This window comes from Moheibacter lacus, from assembly GCF_014042165.1.
GTDB classification, from domain to species: domain Bacteria; phylum Bacteroidota; class Bacteroidia; order Flavobacteriales; family Weeksellaceae; genus Moheibacter; species Moheibacter lacus.
The window spans coordinates 698,625-722,324 of sequence record NZ_JACDZE010000001.1 but is presented as its reverse complement, the minus strand read 5'-3'; the positions used below and the strand labels follow the sequence as shown (position 1 = coordinate 722,324).

Sequence of the window (23,700 nt, the reverse complement as noted above, 5' to 3'; positions counted from 1 at the left end):
TTACGACTAAATGAAAGAATTCCTCAAAATCAGTTTAGCTCAATATGATATCGAATGGGAAAATCCACAAGCCAATCTTGAATTCCTGGATGATTTGCTGGAAAACCATCAATCCGATCTCATCATTCTTCCCGAAATGTTTACCACCGGTTTTTCCATGAACGTCAAACAAATCGCAGAAAAGCCATTTGGGAAATCTTATCAATGGATGAAATCCGTTGCTGAAAAAGGAAATTGCGCAGTATCTGGAAGTATTTCGACCATAGAAAATGGAAAGTTTTACAACCGATTCTATTTTGTGACGCCAGAAAATACAACGGTTTACGATAAAAAACATTTGTTTGGATATGGAAAAGAAACGGAAGCATATTCCTCCGGAAATGAAATCGTTTCTGTTGAATTTCGAGGTTGGAAATTCCGGCTGATTACTTGTTATGATGTACGTTTTCCGGTTTGGTGTAGAAATACGGATGATTATGATGCGCTTATTTGCGTGGCCAATTGGCCTGCCGTTCGGGTAGAGCCTTGGAAAGCACTTTTAAAAGCTCGAGCGATTGAAAATATGGCGTATACGATCGGTGTAAACCGAATCGGGACAGATGATTACGATTTGGTGTACAATGGAAATTCCAAAGTTTTTGATCCAATTGGAACGGAATTAAAACCCAAAATCAAAAACAAACATTTATTGCAAACAGAAATTTCGCTTCAAACTGTAAAAGATTACCGAAAGAATTTTGGGTTTTTGAAGGATAAAGATGAGTTTACTTTGATTTCATAATTCTTTAGAACAACGAAATTATTCCTTTATTTCTGAGAAGAAAAAACGTATTTTTGCAGACTTAATTGAATCGATGAAGAACATTCGGAACTTTTGCATCATTGCGCATATAGACCACGGAAAGAGTACTTTGGCTGACAGGCTTTTGCAGATCACCAATACGGTTACAGAACGTGAACTGCAAAATCAGGTTTTAGATGACATGGATCTAGAACGTGAAAAAGGAATTACCATAAAATCACACGCCATCCAGATGGAATATGAGTTGGATGGTCAGAATTATATTCTCAATCTTATCGACACTCCGGGTCACGTGGATTTTTCATATGAAGTTTCCCGTTCCATTGCTGCTTGTGAAGGTGCACTTTTAATTGTAGATGCGGCGCAAAGCATTCAGGCACAGACGATTTCTAATTTATATTTGGCATTGGAAAATGATTTGGAAATCATTCCGGTATTGAATAAAATCGATTTGCCAAGTGCCAATCCGGAAGAAGTAACCGATGATATCGTCGATCTTTTGGGATGCAAACCGGAAGAAGTTTTGCGCGTGAGTGGAAAAACAGGTGAAGGAGTTGAGCATTTGTTGCATACTATCATCGAAAAAGTTCCTGCGCCGCAAGGTGATCCTGAAGCGCCACTTCAAGCCTTGATTTTTGATTCCGTTTACAATCCGTTTCGTGGAATCGAAGCTTTTTACAAAGTGGTAAACGGTCAAATCAAAAAGGGGCAAGAAGTGAAATTCATGGCGACCGGAAAGAAATACGGTGCCGATGAAGTCGGAACTTTGAAGTTAAAACAAGTCGAGAAAAAACTCATTTCTACCGGAGATGTTGGGTATATCATTTCTGGAATTAAAGACGCAAGTGAAGTAAAAGTCGGGGATACGATTACTTCAGTTGAGAATCCGGCAAAAGAGGCGATTGCTGGGTTTGAGGAAGTAAAGCCGATGGTCTTTGCGGGAATTTATCCGGTAGATACAGAAGATTATGAAGAATTAAGATATTCCATCGAGAAATTAAGGTTAAATGATGCTTCGCTTACTTTTGAGCCGGAATCTTCCGCTGCTTTGGGATTTGGATTCCGATGTGGATTTCTTGGGATGCTGCATTTGGAAATTATTCAAGAACGATTGGAGCGTGAATTTGACATGAACGTGATTACAACCGTTCCAAACGTTTCCTATCATGCGTTTACGGAAAAATATCCGGACAAAATGATTTTGGTCAACAATCCTTCAGAATTGCCCGATCCATCCGGATTGAACCGAGTGGAAGAACCTTACATCCGTGCTTCTATCATCACGAAATCAGATTTCGTAGGACAAGTTATGACGCTCTGTATCGAGAAGCGTGGAATTTTGATCAATCAAAATTATTTGACCCAACATAGAGTCGAATTGATATTCGAATTGCCTTTGGCCGAAGTCGTTTTTGACTTTTATGACCGATTGAAATCAATTTCAAAAGGATATGCTTCCTTTGATTATCAGCCGTTGGACATGCGTGCTTCGAAATTGGTGAAGGTGGACATTTTAATCAATGCTGAACCGGTCGATGCGCTTTCTGCTTTGATACATGTGGATAATGCCTATGGAATCGGGAAAAAAATGTGTGAAAAATTAAAGGAATTGATTCCGAGACAACAGTTTGACATTCCGATTCAAGCGGCAATCGGTGCAAAAATCATCGCCCGTGAAACCATCAAAGCATTGCGTAAAGACGTAACGGCCAAATGTTACGGTGGGGATATTTCGCGTAAACGTAAATTGCTGGAAAAACAAAAAGCAGGTAAGAAAAAGATGCGCCAAATCGGTCGGGTAGAAGTGCCGCAGTCGGCTTTCCTAGCGGTTTTGAAGTTGAATGATTAAAGCTTCCCTTAATCCCTCCAAAGGAGGGAAATTATTCGCCTTCAAATGAATTCCATCCCTGAGCTGAAAGTGGAACTGCTGATTCGCTTCCTTGCAACATCAGATAATTTTCAGCATTTTGTTCGGTCGTATGTCCGATGACCGTCAAGTTTGGATTTCCTTTGATTTTCGGATAATCTTCCTGCGAAATGGTAAACAATAATTCATAATCCTCACCACCATTTAAAGCACAAGTCACCGGATTGATGCTGAATTCTTCTGCAGTTTTGATCACCGATGGATCCAATGGGATTTTTTCCTCATAGATTTTAAATCCATATCCGCTCTGTTTCGATAGATGGAGAATTTCAGACGAAAGTCCATCCGAAATGTCGATCATCGAAGTCGGTTTTACCTCCAAATCTTTTAGTAATTGAACGATGTCTTTTCGTGCTTCGGGTTTTAATTGTCTTCCAACTAAATAATCGTATTGTGCCAAATCGGGCTGAACATTTGGATTGACTTTGAAGACTTCGTTTTCTCGTTCTAAAACTTGTAATCCCAAATAAGCTCCACCCAAATCACCACTCACGACCAATAAATCATTTTCATTTGCACCATCACGGTAAACGATTTCTTGTTTTTTGGCAGTTCCAATGGCTGTGATGCTGATGATCAATCCACTGGTAGATGAAGTCGTATCACCTCCCACCAAATCGACTTTATAATTTTTACAAGCGATTTTAATTCCTTCGTATAATTCTTCCAAAGCTTCTACCGGAAATCGGCTTGAAACCGCTATGGAAACCAAAATTTGGGAAGGAACGGCATTCATGGCGTAAACATCACTCAAGTTGACCATGACCGATTTATAACCCAAATGTTTTAACGGAACATAAGCCAAATTGAAATGAACGCCTTCAACGAGCATATCGGTCGTAACGACCGTTTCCAATTCTCCTAAATTCAAAACGGCAGCATCATCACCAATGCCTTTTTCTGTCGTATCGTTTTGAATTTCAATGGAATTGGTCAAATGGTCAATTAGTCCAAATTCACCTAATTTGTCCAGCGAAGTCAATTGAGGTTGTTTGTCGTCTAGCATGATGAAAAAGATTTTGGGTCGATATTTTTGGGTTGAACCGGTAAGTTTTTTATGTCATTTAAAGATAAAATTCGAACTGAATTTGGATCGATGTTCGCATTTAATTTCTCCAATAATTCTGCAGGAGGAGGTGTTTTTTTTCTTTCGGCAGTAGAAAACCAAACGCCAAAAACACGCGAATAAGCCAAATGTGTTCCGGTTGATTTGTCATATAAATTATGTTCAAATTCAAAGATTTCTCCGTTTTCAGAATTTCCGGAAACCACAACCGAAATCATGATTTCTTGTCCTTCATGTGCCTCGCGGAAAAATGAAAACTCTTCTCGTAAAACTGCCGGACCGATGTTGTGTTTTGCTAAATCTGAAAGTTTGATGCCGCAATGTCTTAAAAACTGAATTCGTGCAAAACTCGTAAAATTCATATAAGAAGCATTGGCAAGGTGCATATTAGCATCCAAATCGGACCATCGAACAATGGTTTCAGCGTAAAACATTCTAAAAAATTTTGGGCAAAGATACGAACTGTCCATTAAAAAAGCCGTTTGTATGAGAAACGGCTTTTTCTATATGAACTTATTTTTACGGTAATTTTTGGTAAGTCATGATGATGTCTTGCGTGATGGTATATCCGCCGGGCTGTCCATCATTTGCTGAAAATCCTTCCGGAATCGTAAAGGTCAAAGTATCACCTGATAAGGTGGCATTGACGATTTGAGTGTCAATGGTCAGAGAAACAGTGGTCTGGGTTTGTGCCCATGCAAATGGTGTTTCTTCAACCTCCGGGACACATTCTGTGATATAGGTATCGCCGTTTACGATTACATTTGCATAAGAATTCGATGTCGCAACTCCGGAAAAATCTGCATTGAAAGCCATCAGTTCATTTGCATAACAATTGGTTTCTGTCATCAGATTATTGGTTGCATTTCCATCTCCATTAAAATCAAAAGCTTCCTCAAGTAGGATGGAAGTCAATTTCCAATTGCCTGGAATCTCCACATTTTCTCCTGTCTGTACAGTTTCATGGTAACTATCATCTTCCCAAGGATCACAGGAAATCAAGCAAATAGTTGAAATTAAGCTTAGTGCAAACGCAATTTTTTTCATGTGTTTCATTATTTCCGATAAAATTAAGCTATTTTAAAAAATATCAAAATTTATCATCTGAGATTAACATAATTTAGCGGATTAAGTCTGTAATGAATTCAGATTCAAATCCTTTTTGTAACAAATAATTTCTGATTTTGGCTTTTTTCTTGAAACTTTCCCGTTCGGATTTGAGGGAGGCTTTTTTCTTTTCAAACAATTGATTCAGCGTTGTTAAATAATCTTTTTCATCAATTTCATTCAGCCCAACTTGAATCAATTTTTCCGGAATTTTTCTTTTCTTTAATTCGATTCTAATTTTAATTCGCCCCCAATTTTTTTGGTAAAATTTCCCACGGGCAAAACTTTTGGCAAAACGTTCTTCGTTCAAGAAATTTTGTTGAATCAAATAAATCATGATTTCATCTCGGGCTTCCGGGATGAGGTTGAAATCATAAAACTTTTGCTCTACTTCCCATTGACATCGGTCCTGATAAGCGCAGTATTTGGCCATTTTATCACGGATTTCGTTGACGGTATAGGATTTTTTCTCACTCACGATAATACACCCTTTTCACCCGACTGGAAATCGAAGTCAAAACCTCATAAGGAATGGTTCCCATTTTTTCGGCTACTTCAGAAATACTCAAATTATCACCAAATAAAATCACTTCATCTCCTTCATTGCATTGGATTTCGGTCACATCCAGCATCATCATGTCCATACAAATCGTCCCGACTATCGGTGCCAAATGGCCATGGATAGAGACTTTTCCCACTCCATTTCCATACGATCTTCTGATGCCATCTGCATAGCCGACCGGAATGGTTGCGATCCTCGTTTGTTTTTCTGCTCTGAATCTTCTTCCGTAACTGACCGTTTCTCCAGGCTGGATTTCTGAAATGCGCGAAATCACGGTTTTAAAAGTCGCCACATTTTTCAATTGTTTTTGAACCGATTCTTCATCCGCAATTCCATACATCCCGATTCCTAATCTCACCATATCATATTGGTTTTCCGGGAAGTGAATAATTCCAGGTGAATTTAACGCATGTTTCAAAGGTTGAATTTCCAATTCCTCGGCGATGCGTTGGTAAGCCTCATCAAATATTTTCAATTGTTGCAGAGCAAATTCCTTTTCTTCCGGTATATCGGCCGTTGCCAAATGCGTAAATATAGATTTGATCACAACGGATTTTTCCTGTTTTAGACTTTGAATCAATTCATCCAATTCATCCGGTCTAAATCCCAATCGGTTCATGCCCGAATCTATTTTGATGTGAATGGGAAAAGGATCTGTGATGGATTTTTCTTTTAACTTTTGAAGAAATAACGCCAAAACCCGCAAACTATAAATTTCAGGTTCCAATTTGTAATCGATGATGGACGAATAACTGCTTTGTTCCGGATTCATCACGATGATCGGTAGCGTGATACCAGCTTTTCTGAGTTCCACACCTTCATCAGCATAAGCTGCGCCTAAATAGTTGATGTGTTGATGTTCAAGGGTTTGGGATATTTCGAAACTTCCGGTTCCATAACTATTGGCTTTGATCATGGCCATCAATTTTACACCCGGTTTTAATTGGCTTTTATAAAATTTAAGATTTTGAACCAAAGCATTTAAATTGATTTCCAGAACGGTATCATGGGATTTTTTTTCTAAAATAGACGAAATTTTCTCCAGTTGAAATGGTCGTGCACCTTTTAAAAGTATGGCTTCATTGTGCACATTTTTTAAGCTCAGCGTTTTCAGGAAATCATCAGTATTGTCAAAAGTCCTTGCTTCTGTTTTAAATAAATTTTTGTATTTCGGAATGAATTCTCCGATCAGAACCAAATCATCGATCTGATAAGCATTGACCAATTCCGCTACTTTTTTGTAAAGTTCGTCCTTGTTTAAATTGCTTTGCAAAACATCTGTTAGCACCAAACTTTTCCGCGGAAATGCTTGTTGAGCCAAAACATCCAAAGCGACTTTTACCGAATGTAAATCGGAATTGAATGTATCGTTAATCAAAATGCTGTCCCGGATGGCTTCTTTGATTTCCAAGCGCATTTCTATGGGAAGTAGGTTTTTGGTTTGGGATAGGTATTTTTCCAAATCCAAATCTAAAGCAGCCAAAGTGGTCAAAGCCGTTAAAATATTTTCCGCTGAAGCTGTGTCTTTAAAAGGAATTTGGATTTGATAAATTGCTGATTTGTATTTGAAATTAATTTCTTTTCCAGACTCGGTTTCTGTTGCGGAAAGAATTTGGAGCGTATTGGTTTCATGTGTACCAAAGGTGAAAAACTGGAAGTTTTCAGATGAATAGATTTCGTGTAAAAGTAAATTAACGTCTTCATTTTCAGCGTTAAAAACGATTTTTTTTACTTTTCTGAATAATTTTATTTTTTCTAAAATGAGTTCGTGTTTGTGTTTGAAATTCTCCAGATGAGCAGAACCCAAATGCGTCAAAACGCCAATGTTCGGTTGGATGATATCTTCCAATTTATCCATTTCACCTGGAAGAGAAATTCCGGCTTCAAAAATTCCGAGGTTATTTTCGTCTTGGATTTGGAGGATGGAAAGTGGGACGCCGATTTGTGAATTATAACTTTTTGGGCTTCTGACGATTGAGAAATCGTTCCAAAGTAATTGGTTCAACCATTCTTTTACGATCGTTTTTCCATTGCTTCCGGTTATGCCGATTACGGGAATTTGAAAAGAATTTCGATGAAATTTCGCCCATTTTTGTAAGGCTTCAAGCGGTGATTTGACAATTAAGTAAACGGAATTGTCCAATTTCTCCCCGACTTCTGCGCATACAAATACCCGAATTCCTTTTTGATGGGCATCTTTTAAAAAGGGCGCACCATTTTTTTGAAATTCGTTAAAGGCAAAGAAAATGCCATTGTTGGGCTGGAAAATGGTACGGGTGTCGATGTAAATTTCTTCGACGATTCCGTCTTTTTTTCCTTTGATTTCTGCAGAAAGGATTTCCGCTAAATTTTTTATATGATAAGGTTTCAAATTAAATTTAATTTTTTAAACCACATAGTTTCATCGCTTTGTCTATGCAGCAGTTAAACTAGTCCATTTTGGTGGTAAAGAATTCTGATTTTTCATTTCTTCCCGATAAGCGGCTTATATTCTTCTCTTCAGAAATTATTTCTACTAATTTTAAACCACATAGTTTCATAGTTATTCAGGTTGTTTAAGTTGATATAGTCTGCTTTTAGCAGTATAGTTTTTCAGTTTAGTTTATTAAAATATTCATTTACAAAAGTTTTTTGACCTTCATAAAAAATATTTGAGCTATTAAAATTAATGAGAATTCCCTTTGGGGCTTTTAAGATTTTCATATAAGTTAATAATTGAGCCTCAAAAATATTCGTAAAATCATTTACAGCTTTTAGTTCGATTACCAAACAACCTTCTACAAACAAATCACATCTTAAGTCAATTTCTAATTTTTTTTCTTTGTAAAAAACTGGAATAGTCATTTCTGAGCAAAAATTTATGTTTCGATTGCTCAGTTCTATTTTTAGGCAATTTAAATAAATGATCTCTAATAGTCCTCGACCCATTGTTTTTTGAACTTCAATAGCTGAACCTATAATTTCATAAGTCAATTCATCAAGTTGTTTTTTAGTAATCATAAGAGGTTTAACATTGTTTTGATTGAATAAAATAGAAGTGAAACTTCAACTATTGTTTCTTTATGTTTGCTGATTTCAATTTAAAAACTACTGTTACTATGTGGTTAAATTTTTTTCATTTCTTCCCAATAAGCGGCTCTGCTCAGTGGTTCATATTCTTCTTTTTCTCCCAATTCTACCAATTTGTCACTTTTGATTTTCCGATGAGAATAATGGGCAAGATTTCCGGTTTTACTACAGATTGCATGAACTTTTGTGACGTATTCGGCAGTTGCCATTAAATAGGGCATCGGTCCAAATGGACGACCTTTAAAATCCATGTCCAGTCCGGCGATGATGACGCGTTTTCCGGCATTGGCCAATTGATTGGCGACATCGACGATGCCATCATCAAAAAACTGGGCTTCGTCTATGCCAACTACATCACAAGCCGTCGCTAAAATTAAAATATTATAAGCAGATTCTACCGGCGTCGCACCGATGGTGTTTTGGTTATGGGAAACGACTTCTTCTTCGTCGTATCTAGTGTCAATCGCAGGTTTGAAGATTTCTACTTTTTGTTTGGCGAATTTTGCACGGTTGATCCTACGGATGAGTTCTTCCGTTTTTCCGGAAAACATGGAACCGCAGATGACTTCGATCCATCCGCTTTGTTTGGTATGATTGATGGTGTTTTCTAAAAACATAGAAAAGCAAAGTTAGACAATTAGAATGGAGATTTTTTTATTTCAACTCCATAAATTTATCCAAAAACCTCATTCAAAACTTTTGCCAACCGAAGTCCGCCTTTTAACAATTGATTTTCTAAAATCGACAGATTTTCGTAGTTGTAATTGTACCAAAGTTTATCACCTGATTTTACATCCGAATAAATTATTTGCGACTTTTGATAGGAATCAAACAACCAATCTCCTAAATCTCCTTCTATCAGATTTTCATTGAATTTCTTATCATAAACATCCAGAACCTCAGCATATTCCGTATAACTGTATTGCTGATGGTCGATGAGTTTTGTGTCCCAAAGCGAATGAAGATTGGTCTGATTTCTGAACCATTCGATTTCGATTTTATTTCCACCCAAATCCTCTTCTCTCCCTATGTGAAGTGGTTGATGCGCATCGCCGATGAGGTGAAGCAAGAAATACAGGTTTTCCTGTTTTTTCTCCAAAGAAAGATTTTGGTGGTTTTTTAATTCGTCTAAAAGAATTAGCGTCCGTTTGTATAAATTTTCATCGGAAGAATTTTTTAATTCCAAATCAAATTGATTTCTATTCATACCGCCCGGAAAGTTGATATAATGCCATGAATCTGCCATTTTCCAGTTGGGATCTGATTTTATAAAATCAGGCCAATTGGCCCAATAAGCCAATTTTTGTTCGCCGATGATTTTATGAATTTGCCGTTTGGCTTTGCAGTTCAAATGATTTTCCGCAATTTCTGCAACGATGCGGTGTCCGGTCGTTCCCCATCCAAATGCCGGAGTTGAAATTAGAATAAACAAAATAGCGAAATAAAATGGTATTGATTTCATTTGGTAAAAAATTCCAACAAAGGTAAAAGGCTTCGTTAAAATTTTGGCACAATTTTTCGAAAGATTATGTAAATTTATTCAGTATGAAAAAATTACAATCAATTTTGGGATTGTTTTTAGTGGCCGTTTTGTTGACCGCATGCGCACCGCACAGACGTCCTCCACATCATCCGAAACATCCCAAACCACCTCATTCCAAACATGATCCGCACCATAGGTCAGATGGACATCACGACAAACGTCTTGGACATCATCCGCCCGGTCATGTGAAAAAACATCATGGCGAAAAATCAGCCAAACGCCATGCGCCCGGACAAAAGAAAAAACACCTCCATTAAGCGTTTAAGATTTTCTTTAAAATCATTTTTGTGATCAAGTAGGTGGGTTTTACGCCTGTCAAACCTAAACCGCCTGAAGCCAAGGTGCTACCGGTTTCCAATGGGTTGTCAGAAGCATAATAAGCATACATCACTTTTACATCAGGAGAAATATGATGACGAATTTGTGACGCGATTTGAATGGCTTTTTGGTAGTGACCACCTTCCATTTCCAGTCCTATGGCTTTCCATGATGAGTTTTTAAAATATTCCAGAACATCTTTGTTTTGGAGTGAAGTTCCCAAAACGGTCACCATTGGTCCTTCAAAAACTCCCAAACGATTTCCTTTGAAATCTTCTGTTTTGAATTCATTTTTAATGACATAATTATCTGTGGGTCCTTCCACGATGTGTGAAGTTGGGATCATGATATCTCCTTTTTTACCACAAAGTATCCCGGCTTTCCCCATGATGGAAACAGAAGCGACATTCATCATGATGCTGGAGCTTTTGGTTTTATAAGGTTTTAATAATTCGTCCATGCTCTCAAAAGCTTGTTCGCCAAAAGCATAATCCATCACCAAAATGACATCTCCTGAACTTGCTTTGACATCTGAAAAAGCGGTGTTCTTCAATTTTACGTTTTCTAGATCGATGATTTGGACGTCGATGTTGGTTCCTGATGAGTCCGGAATAAAAGTCAGTCCATTTTTATGAGAATAATTCTGAACCGTTTCTCTGAGCGATTTGCTTTTACTGGATGAAAGGGCTTTATACAAATCAAATTCTTCTGAAGTGGAAAAATTCTTTTCTAGCGCATCAAAAGCATAGAGCATATTGGAAACACTGTGCATATTGGCGCTGATGATGTGCAGTGGTCGATGGATCAAATTCTGTTCGACCAATGCCTTTTTGATCGTATTGGCCCATTTTTCTCCTACGATATGGTGTCCGATTCTTTCGCGTAAAATGGGTGAGAACATGATTTCTCTTCTTTTGATACCGAGCAAATCTTCTTGTGAGGTTTTGCCCATCCAATAGATGATTTTGAAGAATTTGTCTTTGTCCGTTTCAGTGCTGAAATATTTATAGGCGATTTGGGTTTCGTTATAAGACCTGCCCAAAATAGTGGAAAGATGCATCAAAGCTATATCTCTGTCTTTAACAGATAATTTGCTTTCGCTCAGCGCAATTTGTTCAATTTTTCCCCAAACCCGATTGGGTTTCTGGGTTTGTTTGTGGAAAGATTTGGCACGTATTTTATCAGACTCATTGTACAAAAAGGTCAAATGCGTCATGGTATCATAAATTTCAGATCGTCCACGCGTGACTTCGATGTTCATTTGGTCTTCGTCCACCCGATAACAGACCCTTCTTCTTTTAGGAGGAATGATGGGTTTGAATTTGGTGAAATCTACACCTTCATTGGATGTGAAATTGATATAGGGCGTTTCTGTAATCCCATCTGGAAGCCTGTCTAGCACATAAAGCAATCCATTGAGTTCTACTTTTTCCTGGTCGGCCATGGTGCCGTAAATCTCAGGATTTAATTGTAACAATAAATCTTGAATCATTTTGCCGGAATGACCGGTTGGGCGATAGTTTCCGCGGTGAAACATATGCCGCATGGTGATGTATAGTCGGTCGATGGCTGTAGTTGATTGTCTAGCTCGGGTTATATTTTGAATCATATTTTAGTATAATTTAAGTAAGGTTAAAACCATTTTTTCTTTTTCTTTCGCTCTTGGTATTCTTGGTCTATTTTTAAAAGGTCATCATACCATTCTTGTCCAAATTTTCTCACCAAAGCATCTTTCAGGAAATGAGCCACATTTACTTTCAGTTCTTTTCCAAATACACATGCATCTGAACAAATACTCCAAACATGGTAATTGACGGCAGTAAATTTTTTGTACTCTTTGATCCTGACCGGATAGAGATGGCATGAAATCGGTTTTTTATAATCTACAACACCATCTTCATAGGCCTTTTCTATCCCACATTTGGTAATGCCTTTTTCATCAAAAATGACATAAGCACATTCTTTTCCATTTACCAGCGGAGTTACCCATTCGCCATCCACATCGCGTTCATATTTTCCTGAATTTTCAATAGCAGCTATGCCTTCCGGACGCAGATAAGGTTTGATATCTTCATAAATATCATCTAAAATGGGCAATTCGTCATCATTTAGTGGCGCTCCGGCGTCACCTTCCACACAACAAATTCCCTTGCATTTACTCAGGTTGCAGACAAATTCTTCAGAAAGAATTTCTTCAGAAATAAGGGTATTGCCAATTTGAAACATAAATTTCGTTTTTATTGACGCACAAATATAAGTCGTTTATTTGGGTTTTGTGTAATTTTACAATTTCATAATGAAACCAGTTTTACCAAAGATTCAATCTCCTGAAGATTTACGTAGCTTACCCAAAGAAGTTTTGCCGCAGTTGGCGGTGGAGCTGCGCGAATTCATTCTCGAAACTCTTTCTGCCAAACCCGGACATCTGGGTGCGGGTTTGGGCGTTGTAGAATTGACCATCGCATTGCATTATTTTTTCCAAACACCCGAAGATTTATTGATTTGGGATGTAGGTCATCAATGTTATCCGCATAAAATTCTGACCGGAAGAAAAGATCATTTTGATTCGCTTCGCCAATTGGATGGAATCGCCGGATTCCCCACTCGAACTGAAAGTAAATTTGATGTTTTTGGAGTTGGTCATTCTTCGACTTCTATTTCAGCCATTATAGGAATGGCGATTGCCGATCAATTACAAGGAAATCTAAACCAACACATTGCGGTCATCGGAGATGCATCCATCGTGTCGGGAATGGCGTTAGAAGGTTTGAATCATTTGGGAAGTACAGATTTGGATGTTTTGATCATTTTGAATGACAATTCGATCGGGATCGATCCATCGGTTGGTGCGTTGAAAGAACATTTTTTTCAATTGGAAAATGGGGGAAATCATTCGGTTTTTGAAGATTTCGGACTGCATTATAAAGGCGTAGTGGATGGTCATGATTTTGATCAATTGTTCAAAGCTTTTGAAGAATTGGAACAAATCCGACGCCCAAAAATTCTTCATATCAAAACCACAAAAGGAAAAGGATATACGCAAGCAGAAGCTGATCAGGTCAAATGGCATGCGCCGGGGAAATTTAACAAAGCAACCGGAGAAATTTCTAAATCCGTACAAAACAAAATTTCATTCCAACAAATATTTGGTGAAACGATTGCTGATTTGATGCGAGAAAACCCGAATATCCTGGCAATCACGCCTGCGATGCTCACGGGGAGCAATTTGGTAAAAGCAAAAATTGAATTTCCAAAGCGTGTCATCGACGTTGGAATTGCAGAACAACACGCTGTGACTTTTGCTGCCGGTTTGGCGACTCAGGGAATGGTTCCTTATATGGCGATTTATTCGACTTTTTTGCAACGTGCTTACGATCAGGTGATTCATGATGTGGCTTTGCAAAATTTGCCCGTTGTTTTTTGCATCGACCGCGCCGGATTGGTCGGAACAGACGGTGCGACGCATCACGGTTATTTTGATATTGCATTTTTGCGAAGCATTCCCAATATGATCGTTTCCGCACCTATGGATGACAAAGATTTTCAGAATTTACTTTATACAGCTCAATTTACCGAATCGCCTTTTTCCATTCGTTTCCCGAAAGGGAATTCTGATGCCGATGTTTCGACAGAGCTCAGCAGCCGATTTAACTTTGAGAAAATTGAAATCGGAAGAGCAATTGAGTTAAAAAAAGGAAATGAAGTCGCCATTCTGACTTTCGGAACTATAGGCCAAAGAATTCAAAATGTTTTGGGTGAAATAAGCTTTAAAGAAAAATATGGTCATTACAAATTCCTTTTTTGTAAACCGTTCGACAAATCAATGCTCGACCAAATATTTAGTCAATATCAAACTATCATCACTTTTGAAGACGGAATCCTGAACGGCGGATTTGGCGATGCAGTTTTGGAATATGCACAGGAAAAGGATTTTAAAGGAAAAATCATCAGAAAAGGTTATCCTGATGAGTTTATCGAACATGCTTCCATAGAAGAATTGGAACAGGAAATTGGTTTGGATGAAGAGGGGATTTTGGAGTTATTATTGGGCTTGATTTAATTACAAATCTTTATTTAAATATTACTAAATAAAAAAAGGAACCGATCAGATCAGTTCCTTTTTAATTATTTCTATTTCAACTATTTAGAAAGCGCCCATGAAGTGGTTTCCTGGCGTGTTGATCAATTTTGCACCTTTGGTTACTGCACCTGTTTGGCTGTTGATGATGTAGATAAATCCGTCTTTTCCAACCGGAGCTCCAGCTACATACACGTCAAATCCATCCACTACAAATCCTTGGTACTGGAAGAAATACATGTCCACGTCATAATCCAATGGCAATTGAGTAGCCGTTTTTGCATTTAGGTCTACGCGTGCCAAAAAGCTCTGTGGTTGTCCAGAAGCTGCTGAAACAACAGAACCTTCATGAGAATACATCACCAAAGCGATTCCGTTTCCGACGTATTTCCAATTTTCAATATAAGAATTGGTAATGCCCAATGCCTGATCCAAACTGAATACATAAGAATTGTCATATTGGTTATTTGAATTGATTCTGATGATTTTTGAACCACCAGTTCTTTCTCTTTGTGTAGATTGGTAAACGTATCCGTCATTTGCTAAAATGTTGTTACAATAACGGTATCCGGAAGTATCACCAAATCCTTGGGTAGAGGTAATCACTTGTGGATTGCTCAATGAAGGATAATCCAAAACGATTGATTTTGCACCCAATTTTTGGAATTCGCTTGTATCATTTTGTCCGGTTGCCGGATCGGTTTTACGCATCCAAGTACCGATGATGATTTTGTTTCCTGCTTGGTTCAAAGTACTACCATCGATTCTCCAAATGTAGTGACCCAAAGCTTCTTCTTCTGGTGTCAATGGAACTTCAAAAGATCCTGTATTTGAAATCAATACGTTTTCCATATCGATGCTCACAACTGTAGCTGTTCCTCTTGTGTAAGCATAAGAACCATCTATATTGGTAACCACTTCTGCGTTGGCAATCGTTCCTGCAACTCCGGTTTGGTCATCGTCTATTAATTTTACCCATCTTGGCGCAGTTCCTACGTACTGAGAAATATTCACAACACCGCCTGTTTGAACGAAGTTTTGTCCTCCATTTACTTGGTATTTGTAAAATTCGCCACCATTATCACCACCATAGGCTACGTTGAAGATCGTAGTTCCATCTAATGAAGATTGTAAACGAGCGGTTCTAAATGAGTTTACTGCATGACCATTTTCAAAAACATTGTAAGATTTTGAAGGGTCTTTTGCGTTTTCTTTGCTGATGGCATAAAGGATAGTTCCTCCGTTTCCGTCGCCCGGTGTTTCATCGTGAACTGCTCCGGCTATGGTGATCCATCTTCCTTCCGTGATAGGTGGTTCTATGGTTGCATTTCCATTGTCGTCATCACTACAACTTACGGCCAATGCTATAAACCCTGCAACAAAAGTGCAATTTAGAATTCTAAAAAGATTTTTTTTCATGATGTGCCTTTTGATTTTATAAATTATTTAATTGATAGTTTAGTTTCAGATAAAATGCTCTATTGGGTTTTTGAACAGCCATGTTGTCAAAAGCTTGTTGGTTGAAGATGTTTTTAGCATCAAAACTTAGTATGAATTTCTTGTTTGGAAATACATAGCTCAAACCTGCGTCATTGATGAATTGTTCCGGAATATAAAACCGGTCATATCCGCTTACATTTTCATAAGGTTTTTGTAAATAAAGAAAACTGTCAACCCACATCACATGATAATATAGATTTAACTGAGATCCTTTTCCGATCAGGTTTTTGAATGAATATTGGGCGTTACCATTGAGCACAAAAGTCGGTTCATTTGGGACCTTTCTTTTGTCAACAGAACTGTTATAAGTCAGGTCGAATTTGGTTGCATTTAGGATGATATTCAGGTTTCTTTTAAACGTGTAATTTAGTTCAGCATCAAATCCTATGGACTTTGTCTTTCCTTGGTTTTCAAAAGGAAGTGTTTGTAAGTTAGAATTTAAACTGGACTGAACTTGTGGTGCAATTCTGTCTCTTGTATCTCGTATGAAACCATTGGCTGATAAGGCGATTTTATGATTGGATAATTTATAAGGACCTATTTTAAATCCTAAATTGAAATTGTTGCTGATTTCCGGTTTTAGGTTTACGTTCTCTTCTATGTTTTCAGATGGATCTCCAAAGACTTCGTTCTCAGAAGGCAATCGAACTGCTCTTTCTGCTGAAGTCAAAATACTTACCGCTGGTGCTACCAAATAGGAAATTGCACCACCATAACCCGTTGTATTGATATTCCGACTTTTTACGTCTTCTACTCTGGTCGGTACACCGTCTATGAGTTGATTTGTGGGATTCATCCTGGACAAAGTTTGGTCATAATATTTACCAAATGCAGTGAGTTTTAATTTGTCTTGAAATGCCCTGAATTCATAAGTCAATGAGGAAATGTTTTTTTGCATTTCTCTGGTTGCCATGTAATTTCTTTCCAGAACCGTTCTGATCAAATCATCGTCCACGCGATCGACATTGTTAAAGGAATGGTCTAGAAAAACCCGATGATTTTTATTGATTTCATAATTAATTCCTGCTCGGATAGAAGTGTTTTTCCGGTTGATGTTGGCCATCGTAGGGGCTCCTTGCTGCGCACCGTTTGGCCTTAATATAGGATTCCCGTTCAAATCCAATGTGATTTCACCATTCCAATTATAATTCCATTTTACCGTGTCTACTGTTTCAGTGTTTCTTTCACCATATACCGTATGAACATTGAAGTTTAAACCTTTGGTAAATAAGTCTTTTTTATTATAAGTCAAACTGAAAGCATCGTTGTTGGCTCTGTTAAATCGTCCTTTGTAAGGGATGGTCATGAATTGTCCGTGTTGGATTTCATTGTATAATTCTGACCTTGTATAACCGATAAAAAAATTATCGGCCCAACTCATCTCTGTAAAACCTAATTCAACTACACTTCCGTTGGAACGAAAAGCATCGTTAAATCTTTTGGCTGTGATGTATTCGTATTGACCATTTGGTAAAATATTGTAAATTTTATCACCCCAAACTTCATAATCATTGTCGGAATAATTCATAAAAGCTGAAGCTTTAAATGTCAGACCCGATTTTTCATCTCGGTACAATCCATTGACATTGCTCTGAGTGGTGTTAAAAGAACCATAAGAAATAGAAGCATTCAATCTGTTTTTAGCACCTTTTTTCAAAATAACGTTGATAGCACCGCCGAGTGCATCATCTGCCAAATATCCAGGGACCACACCTTTGTAAACTTCTATTCTTTCAATGATTGCTGGTGGGATGCTGTTCAAATTAAACGATGAACCATAAGTCGAAATCGGAATTCCATCGATGAAAATTTTCACGGAATTTCCAGACATACCGTTGAGGTTATAATCTACAGATGCGCCCAAACCTCCATTTTGTCTTAGCCTTACTCCGGCTGTTCTGTCCAATAATTCATTGGTTTGGATATTTCGCAAAGCAGCTTCTTTGGTCTCGATGACACTCACCGCAAAACCTTGTTTCTCTATTTCACTTTTTATGGATTTGACTTTAACGATTTCGGTTGTAGCCAATTCTATGCCGTGAAGTGATTTAAATGCTGGATCTAACTCAATATCATTTTGATGGATTTTAACATCAAAAAAGGATTCGATTTGGTCTTTTTTGATGATTAATTTGTAAGCGCCTGACTTGACATTTTCTATGCTGTACTTGCCCGATTGGTCAGATTGAGTAACTTTATGCGTAGTAGAATTTTTTAACTTAACTTCAACTTCAGAAACCGTATTTCCAAATTCATCATACACAGTCCCGGTGATTTTATGCTGCGCATTTAAACTTAAAGCGAGAAGCATGAAACAACTTAAAAAGTAAAGCTTAAGCATTTATTAATTTTTTGCGAAAATATACCTTACTTATATTGAGTCCAAATAAAAATAACCGATATTTGTCATGTATATTTTTAATAAATATTTGATAGACAGTCTTAATTTTGCCAAATTATTCTAAAGTTGATTTATTAAATTAGAATCCATGAAAAAAATATTGATCGCTATTTTACTGACCACAACAATCGCAAAAGCCCAGGATAACTCGATGTTGGCAGGTGACTTTTGGAAACAAAAACCTGATGTAGAGACTGTAAAAGCTGAAATTACCAAAGGTAACAACCCAGCCCAAGCCAACAGAGGAAATCATGATGTGGTGAGTTTTGCGATTAACAATGAGGCGCCTCTTGCGACCATTTTGTACCTGATTGATCAACCCGGAAATAGCATTGATAAAACCACGCATGACGGAAGGCTTTATTTGCATTGGGCAGCCAATAGAGGGAATGTAGAACTGGTGAAATATTTGATAGATCAAGGGTCGGAAATCAACCGGACAGATGATAAAGGCGCAACGCCCATCTCTTTTGCTGCTGGAAACGGACAAACCAATCCCGCAATCTATGAGTTGTTTTTTAAAGCCGGAATTGATCCCAAACAAAAATATAAAAACGGAGCTAATTTACTATTGCTTTCCATCAGTCATGATGCGGATTTGAAACTTTCTGACTATTTGACAACCAAAGGTTTGTCACTAAAAGATGCAGATGATTTAGGTCGGACGGTATTTGATTATGCTGCTAGAAATGGAAACATTGATTTGCTGAAAAATCTTCAGAAAAAAGGAGTGAAAGCAACGGGAAGTGCGTTGATCATCGCTTCACAAGGTTCTCGATGGAATTCCAATGGTTTAGACGTTTACAAATATTTGGTGGAAGAAGTCAAATTAGACCCAAAAACCAAAGATGAAAATGGAGCCAATGTGTTGTTCAATTTGGTTCGAAATAAAGATCAGGAAGAAATCATCCAATATTTCCTAGAAAAAGGCGTGGATTTTAATTCGACCGATAAAGAAGGAAACAATGCTTTTATGGAAGCGACTGCAACAAAAAATATAGATTTAGTAAAGTCCATTTTGCCGAAAGTGAAAGACCTCAATGCCGTAAATGCAAAAGGAGAATCGGCTTTGTTTTTTGCAGTTCAAAGTAGCTCACCGGAAATGGTTTCCTATTTAATTGAAAACGGCGCCAAAACCAATTTCAGAGCAAAAGATGGAAACTTAGCTTTTTATCTGTTTCAATCTTATCGTCCGGCTAGGCCCAATGAAAATGCTGATGAATTTGCAGATAAATTGAACATTTTGGTTGATAATGGAGTGGATTTTCGTGAGCTCCAAGAAAATGGGAGTAGTTTGTACCATGTTGCCGCGTCTAAAAACGATTTGAACTTATTCAGAAGTTTAGAGAAATTAAATATCGATTTAAATGTTCAGGACAAAGATGGAATGACGGCTTTGCACAAAGCGGCTTTGATGGCAAAAGACGATTCGATTTTGAAATATTTGGTTTCTTTAGGTGCTAAAAAAGACATCCAAACTGAATTTGAAGAAACCGCTTATGATTTGGCATTGGAAAATGAATTCTTACAAGAAAATATTACCAACATCGAATTTTTGAAATAAATTATACTTATTGATTATGAAATCTTCTTTCAAAATTATCATCACTTCTTTCCTTTTATTGGGTTTGGCATCAATGGCTTTAGCGCAAAATGCCAAATACAAATGCATGTTGCAAATGACCAATTACAAAGGTTTGGAAGCTTACATTGTCGTTTCTTTGGTTGATTCAAAAGGAAATTATGAAAAGACGTTGTATATGATGGGGCCTGATAAACAATGGTACAATGGATTCAAGGAGTGGGACAAAAAAATTGGAAAAAAGAAAGAAAAATTGGACGGAATTACCGGAGCTTCTGTAGCAGCAGGAGACCGTAGCATCACCACTTTTACGATCGATGAGTCCAAAATGAACAAAGGATATAAGCTTCGTTTTGAATCGGCAGTAGAAGATCAGAAGTATTATGTAACGGATGTTGAAATTCCTTTGACCACTGCAGGAATAACCCAGAAAAAAGAAGGAACTGGCTATATCCGCTATGTGAAATTAAACAAATCATAGCTTTCAATATTTTTTTATGACTTTATCCATTTGGAGGCTTTCCCATCTGGCGTTGGCACTGGTTTCATGTTTGTTTTTAATGATGGCTTCCGCTACGGGAGTCATTCTTGCATGGGATCCGATCCAAGAAAAGTCACAACCTTATAAAGTCGATGGTTTTGATGAAATCACAATTGCAGCATCTATTCCTGAACTTCAAAAACAGTATTCCGAAATCATAGAATTGAGCGTTGACAAGAATCAATTCGTTACTTTAAAAGGTTTTGATGAAGATGGAAATGATTTTGAACATTATATTCATCCTATTTCAGGCGAAATTTTAGGAAAACCAATTGTCAAAAGTGAAATCATCCAATGGACGACCGCTCTACACAGGTCACTTTTCCTCAAAGAAACCGGACGGTTTCTCGTCGGCATCGTTTCATTTCTTTTGATGCTCATTGTCATCTCAGGAACGATTTTGATCATCAAAAGACAACATGGAATCCTCAAATTTTTTGACAAAATCAATAAAGAATATTTCGCCCAATATTTCCATGTGATCGCAGGTAGACTTTTGTTGCTGCCTATTTTTATCGTTGCCATTACGGGAACTTATTTGTTTATGATCCGGTTTGAATGGATTCCCAATCCGGAAATACCGGCTGCCGAAATGGGTGAAATCATGGATCGTACTGACCAAAAAATCCCTAAAAATGAATTTGAAATTTTTCAACTCACAAAACTTTCAGAGGTCGAGAAAATCGAATTTCCATTCATGGAAGATCCGGAGGAATTTTTCAAAATCAAATTAAAAGACAGAGAATTAATTCTGGATCAATTTACCGGAGAAATTCTCCATGAAACCCATTATCCTAAAACTAAAGTTTGGGAAACGCTCAGTTTGGATCTTCATACGGGGCGGACAAACAGCATTTGGGCAGTAGTTTTGGGGATAGCCTCGCTCAATATTTTATTTTTTATTTACTCAGGATTTGTCATAGCATTGAAAAGAAAATCAATTAAAATCAAAAATAAATTCAATGCTAAAAATGCGGAATTTATTTTACTATTTGGCTCTGAAGGCGGAACAACCCTCAATTTTGCCAATCAAGTGCACAAACAATTATTGGAAAATGGACATTCGTCTTTTCTGACAGAGTTGAACCAGTATAAATCATACCCAAAAGCCAAACAAATCATGGTTTTTACTTCAACTTATGGTCAAGGAGATGCACCGTCCAATGCGAGTAAATTCAGAAAATTATTAAACAAATACCCACAGAAACAACAAATTAAGTTTTCAGTTATCGGATTTGGGTCTAAATCTTACAAACATTTTTGTGGTTATGCTGAAAAAGTGGACAATTGGTTTGAAGGCCATAGTTGGTCCATTCGTCATTTGGATCTGATGACGGTAAATGACAAATCACCAAATGAGTTTGTGGAATGGATCAAAATCTGGAGTGCAAAAAACCAAATTGCACTCGCAAATGCGCCTTCATTATACGCGTCCAAATTGCCGAAACTCAAAAAACTCAAAGTCATTTCTGAGCAAGAAAATGTGAAATCCGGTGATTCATTTAGCCTTTTATTCAAAACCAAAGAAAAGTTCAAGTCCGGTGATTTGCTAGCGGTTTATCCGGATAATGACCATAGAGAAAGGTTTTATTCGATCGGGAAATTTGGAAAAGATTTGAAATTGATTGTGAAATTGCATGAGTTAGGATTGGGTTCCAATTATTTACATGATTTGAAAAACAATGAATCCATCCAAGCCAGAATCATCAAAAATACCCATTTCCATTTTCCCAAAAAAGCAAAAAAAATCGCCCTAATAGCCAATGGAACCGGGATTGCACCATTTTTGGGAATGATCGATGAAAATTCAAAAAAGAAAGAAACACATCTGTATGCTGGGTTCAGGTTTCATAATGATTTGGTAAGGTCTTATGAGAAATCGATGCAAAAGCAAATTGAAAACCATAAATTGACTTCGCTAAATTTGGCTTTTTCTCGTGAAGAAAATCCTGCTTATGTAATGGATTTGGTGCGTAGAGATGCAGATTTTTTTGCTGAATTACTTGAAAAGAAAGGTGTGATTATGATTTGCGGTTCTTTGGCGATGCAAAGAGATGTGGAAAGCGTTCTAGAAGAAATTTGTCAGGAAAAACTCAACAGATCCTTTGAGATTTTCAAGCGCAAAGGTCAGTTAAAAACAGATTGTTATTAGTCATGTCCAAACCATTCAAAAAATTATTTTTCCTAATTTTTCTTTTTTCCAATTTTGCTTTATCACAAGTTGTTGAAGTCAGAGATACGATCCTGATGGGCAGCCGTTTTAAAATTACAATTGAGGAGGAAAATACAGCATCAGCCAATCTGAAAATCGACCGGATTATCAGTGAAATTGTTCGGATCGAAAATTTGATTTCGGATTGGATTCCTAATTCTCAGGTGTCTCGAATCAATGAAAATGCCGGAATTAAGCCTGTGAAAGTGGACAAAGAAGTTTTTGATTTGACCAAAAGAGCGGTTTACTTTTCTGAAATTTCAAATGGTGCTTTTGACATCAGTGTTGCCGCTTTGGAAAAAGTTTACGATTACAAAGAAGGATGGATGGATGAGTTTCCGGATGAGAAAATAATTCAAAAATCTATTTCAAAAGTAGGTTATCAAAACATTATTTTAGATGAAAAGAATCAAACTGTTTTCTTGAAATTTAAAGGAATGAAAATTGGCTTTGGATCTACCGGAAAAGGCTATGCCGCACAAAAAGCCCGATCTTTTGCTCAGGCAATTGGGGTTCAGTCCGGAATCATAGACGCTTCAGGCGATATTTCCACTTGGAGTTCAAATTCAAATTGGAAAATAGGAATCCACAACCCATTTCGTCCTAAAAATCCTATCGATATTCTAAAATTAAAAAACGCAGCTGTGACTACTTCAGGAAATTATGAGAAATTTCTGATGATAGGTGGAAAGCGGTATTCACACATTATCAATCCTAAAACCGGCATTCCTGCAGAGGGTTTAACAAGCGTTACGGTTCTAGGCCCGGATGCCGAATTTGCCAATGGATTAAGTACTACCATGATGGTCTTGGGTAAAAAGAATGGTTTGAGGTTCATTCAAAATTTCCCTGATTATGCAAGTTTGATGATCACGGACGCGGGTAAAGTCATTCGTTCCAAAAATTACAGAAAACTAAAGAAATCACTTGCTCGATAAGTTCAAACTCAAACTTTGAACTTGAAACAGAATTCTTGTAACTTTGCATAAAAT

General features: G+C 37.4%; 20 protein-coding genes. 8 read left to right on the top strand and 12 right to left on the bottom strand.

Annotated elements, in window-relative coordinates:
* The first annotated feature begins 10 nt into the window (after positions 1 to 10).
* Positions 11 to 781, top strand: a complete 771-nt coding sequence (locus HU137_RS03440) for a nitrilase-related carbon-nitrogen hydrolase (RefSeq protein ID WP_182042404.1) — start codon at positions 11 to 13, stop codon at positions 779 to 781.
* Between the two features lie 73 nt (positions 782 to 854).
* Positions 855 to 2,651, top strand: coding sequence for a translation elongation factor 4 (gene lepA / locus HU137_RS03435; RefSeq protein WP_182042403.1), 1,797 nt, complete (start codon positions 855 to 857; stop codon positions 2,649 to 2,651).
* A 31-nt stretch (positions 2,652 to 2,682) separates the two neighbouring features.
* Here the strand turns inward: lepA and thiL are convergent, their stop codons facing one another.
* From thiL to HU137_RS03395, 8 genes are all read right to left on the bottom strand, one after another.
* Complete coding sequence (thiL, locus tag HU137_RS03430) at positions 2,683 to 3,735, bottom strand: thiamine-phosphate kinase (RefSeq protein WP_182042402.1); 1,053 nt, start codon at positions 3,733 to 3,735, stop codon at positions 2,683 to 2,685.
* Positions 3,729 to 4,229, bottom strand: a complete 501-nt coding sequence (locus tag HU137_RS03425) for an acyl-CoA thioesterase (RefSeq protein ID WP_182042401.1) — start codon at positions 4,227 to 4,229, stop codon at positions 3,729 to 3,731. Before HU137_RS03425 ends, thiL begins: the two co-directional genes overlap by 7 nt.
* An 85-nt stretch (positions 4,230 to 4,314) precedes the next feature.
* Positions 4,315 to 4,842, bottom strand: a complete 528-nt coding sequence (locus HU137_RS03420) for a hypothetical protein (protein ID WP_182042400.1) — start codon at positions 4,840 to 4,842, stop codon at positions 4,315 to 4,317.
* A 73-nt stretch (positions 4,843 to 4,915) separates the two neighbouring features.
* Positions 4,916 to 5,383: a regulatory protein RecX gene (locus HU137_RS03415; RefSeq protein ID WP_182043304.1), complete on the bottom strand. Its 468-nt coding sequence runs from the start codon at positions 5,381 to 5,383 to the stop codon at positions 4,916 to 4,918.
* Positions 5,373 to 7,835 carry a bifunctional UDP-N-acetylmuramoyl-tripeptide:D-alanyl-D-alanine ligase/alanine racemase gene (locus tag HU137_RS03410; protein ID WP_182042399.1) on the bottom strand — a complete coding sequence of 821 codons (2,463 nt, stop codon included), beginning with the start codon at positions 7,833 to 7,835 and terminating at the stop codon, positions 5,373 to 5,375. The genes HU137_RS03415 and HU137_RS03410 overlap by 11 nt, the downstream gene beginning before the upstream one ends.
* A 221-nt stretch (positions 7,836 to 8,056) precedes the next feature.
* Entirely contained in the window at positions 8,057 to 8,464 is a 408-nt protein-coding gene (locus tag HU137_RS03405; protein WP_182042398.1) for a GxxExxY protein, read from the bottom strand.
* A 104-nt stretch (positions 8,465 to 8,568) separates the two neighbouring features.
* Positions 8,569 to 9,150 (bottom strand): thymidine kinase, encoded by a 582-nt coding sequence (locus tag HU137_RS03400; protein ID WP_182042397.1) that lies wholly within the window; start codon positions 9,148 to 9,150, stop codon positions 8,569 to 8,571.
* 56 nt (positions 9,151 to 9,206) lie between these two features.
* The gene (locus HU137_RS03395; RefSeq protein WP_182042396.1) at positions 9,207 to 9,995 is read right to left on the bottom strand and encodes a S1/P1 nuclease; all 789 of its coding nucleotides are present in this window, start codon (positions 9,993 to 9,995) and stop codon (positions 9,207 to 9,209) included.
* Between the two features lie 83 nt (positions 9,996 to 10,078).
* On the opposite strand from HU137_RS03395, the gene HU137_RS03390 reads away from it, so the two are divergent.
* Positions 10,079 to 10,333, top strand: a complete 255-nt coding sequence (locus HU137_RS03390; protein WP_182042395.1) for a hypothetical protein — start codon at positions 10,079 to 10,081, stop codon at positions 10,331 to 10,333.
* On the opposite strand, the gene HU137_RS03385 is transcribed toward HU137_RS03390, so the two are convergent.
* Entirely contained in the window at positions 10,330 to 12,003 is a 1,674-nt protein-coding gene (locus tag HU137_RS03385) for a DUF6909 family protein (RefSeq protein ID WP_182042394.1), read from the bottom strand. The genes HU137_RS03390 and HU137_RS03385 overlap by 4 nt on opposite strands.
* A gap of 23 nt (positions 12,004 to 12,026) precedes the next feature.
* Positions 12,027 to 12,620 carry a DUF3109 family protein gene (locus tag HU137_RS03380; RefSeq protein ID WP_182042393.1) on the bottom strand — a complete coding sequence of 198 codons (594 nt, stop codon included), beginning with the start codon at positions 12,618 to 12,620 and terminating at the stop codon, positions 12,027 to 12,029.
* Between the two features lie 70 nt (positions 12,621 to 12,690).
* Here HU137_RS03380 and HU137_RS03375 point away from each other — a divergent pair, with 70 nt between their 5' ends.
* Positions 12,691 to 14,454 carry a 1-deoxy-D-xylulose-5-phosphate synthase gene (locus tag HU137_RS03375; protein ID WP_182042392.1) on the top strand — a complete coding sequence of 588 codons (1,764 nt, stop codon included), beginning with the start codon at positions 12,691 to 12,693 and terminating at the stop codon, positions 14,452 to 14,454.
* A gap of 84 nt (positions 14,455 to 14,538) precedes the next feature.
* Here HU137_RS03375 and HU137_RS03370 read toward each other — a convergent pair whose 3' ends face one another.
* Together HU137_RS03370 and HU137_RS03365 are read right to left on the bottom strand one after the other, a co-directional pair.
* Positions 14,539 to 15,891 (bottom strand): hypothetical protein, encoded by a 1,353-nt coding sequence (locus HU137_RS03370; RefSeq protein WP_182042391.1) that lies wholly within the window; start codon positions 15,889 to 15,891, stop codon positions 14,539 to 14,541.
* Positions 15,892 to 15,907: 16 nt separating this feature from the next.
* Positions 15,908 to 18,313 carry a TonB-dependent receptor gene (locus tag HU137_RS03365; RefSeq protein WP_182042390.1) on the bottom strand — a complete coding sequence of 802 codons (2,406 nt, stop codon included), beginning with the start codon at positions 18,311 to 18,313 and terminating at the stop codon, positions 15,908 to 15,910.
* Positions 18,314 to 18,461: 148 nt separating this feature from the next.
* On the opposite strand from HU137_RS03365, the gene HU137_RS03360 reads away from it, so the two are divergent.
* Genes HU137_RS03360 through HU137_RS03345 form a run of 4 tightly spaced genes read left to right on the top strand, consistent with a single transcriptional unit; the run spans position 18,462 to position 23,646 of the window.
* Entirely contained in the window at positions 18,462 to 19,937 is a 1,476-nt protein-coding gene (locus tag HU137_RS03360) for an ankyrin repeat domain-containing protein (protein WP_182042389.1), read from the top strand.
* A 16-nt stretch (positions 19,938 to 19,953) separates the two neighbouring features.
* Positions 19,954 to 20,436 (top strand): DUF2271 domain-containing protein, encoded by a 483-nt coding sequence (locus HU137_RS03355; RefSeq protein ID WP_182042388.1) that lies wholly within the window; start codon positions 19,954 to 19,956, stop codon positions 20,434 to 20,436.
* A gap of 16 nt (positions 20,437 to 20,452) precedes the next feature.
* Complete coding sequence (locus tag HU137_RS03350; protein ID WP_182042387.1) at positions 20,453 to 22,648, top strand: PepSY domain-containing protein; 2,196 nt, start codon at positions 20,453 to 20,455, stop codon at positions 22,646 to 22,648.
* 2 nt (positions 22,649 to 22,650) lie between these two features.
* Positions 22,651 to 23,646, top strand: coding sequence for an FAD:protein FMN transferase (locus tag HU137_RS03345; RefSeq protein ID WP_246361472.1), 996 nt, complete (start codon positions 22,651 to 22,653; stop codon positions 23,644 to 23,646).
* Positions 23,647 to 23,700: the final 54 nt, after the last annotated feature.

What these genes read in the sequence shown, in the direction of transcription:
- HU137_RS03440 (WP_182042404.1), top strand. Translation starts at nt 11, where the DNA reads ATGAAAGAATTCCTCAAAATCAGTTTAGCTCAATATGATATCGAATGG.
- lepA (WP_182042403.1), top strand. Translation starts at nt 855, where the DNA reads ATGAAGAACATTCGGAACTTTTGCATCATTGCGCATATAGACCACGGA.
- thiL (WP_182042402.1), bottom strand. Translation starts at nt 3,735, where the DNA reads ATGCTAGACGACAAACAACCTCAATTGACTTCGCTGGACAAATTAGGT.
- HU137_RS03425 (WP_182042401.1), bottom strand. Translation starts at nt 4,229, where the DNA reads ATGTTTTACGCTGAAACCATTGTTCGATGGTCCGATTTGGATGCTAAT.
- HU137_RS03420 (WP_182042400.1), bottom strand. Translation starts at nt 4,842, where the DNA reads ATGAAAAAAATTGCGTTTGCACTAAGCTTAATTTCAACTATTTGCTTG.
- HU137_RS03405 (WP_182042398.1), bottom strand. Translation starts at nt 8,464, where the DNA reads ATGATTACTAAAAAACAACTTGATGAATTGACTTATGAAATTATAGGT.
- HU137_RS03400 (WP_182042397.1), bottom strand. Translation starts at nt 9,150, where the DNA reads ATGTTTTTAGAAAACACCATCAATCATACCAAACAAAGCGGATGGATC.
- HU137_RS03395 (WP_182042396.1), bottom strand. Translation starts at nt 9,995, where the DNA reads ATGAAATCAATACCATTTTATTTCGCTATTTTGTTTATTCTAATTTCA.
- HU137_RS03390 (WP_182042395.1), top strand. Translation starts at nt 10,079, where the DNA reads ATGAAAAAATTACAATCAATTTTGGGATTGTTTTTAGTGGCCGTTTTG.
- HU137_RS03385 (WP_182042394.1), bottom strand. Translation starts at nt 12,003, where the DNA reads ATGATTCAAAATATAACCCGAGCTAGACAATCAACTACAGCCATCGAC.
- HU137_RS03380 (WP_182042393.1), bottom strand. Translation starts at nt 12,620, where the DNA reads ATGTTTCAAATTGGCAATACCCTTATTTCTGAAGAAATTCTTTCTGAA.
- HU137_RS03375 (WP_182042392.1), top strand. Translation starts at nt 12,691, where the DNA reads ATGAAACCAGTTTTACCAAAGATTCAATCTCCTGAAGATTTACGTAGC.
- HU137_RS03370 (WP_182042391.1), bottom strand. Translation starts at nt 15,891, where the DNA reads ATGAAAAAAAATCTTTTTAGAATTCTAAATTGCACTTTTGTTGCAGGG.
- HU137_RS03365 (WP_182042390.1), bottom strand. Translation starts at nt 18,313, where the DNA reads ATGCTTAAGCTTTACTTTTTAAGTTGTTTCATGCTTCTCGCTTTAAGT.
- HU137_RS03360 (WP_182042389.1), top strand. Translation starts at nt 18,462, where the DNA reads ATGAAAAAAATATTGATCGCTATTTTACTGACCACAACAATCGCAAAA.
- HU137_RS03355 (WP_182042388.1), top strand. Translation starts at nt 19,954, where the DNA reads ATGAAATCTTCTTTCAAAATTATCATCACTTCTTTCCTTTTATTGGGT.
- HU137_RS03350 (WP_182042387.1), top strand. Translation starts at nt 20,453, where the DNA reads ATGACTTTATCCATTTGGAGGCTTTCCCATCTGGCGTTGGCACTGGTT.
- HU137_RS03345 (WP_246361472.1), top strand. Translation starts at nt 22,651, where the DNA reads ATGTCCAAACCATTCAAAAAATTATTTTTCCTAATTTTTCTTTTTTCC.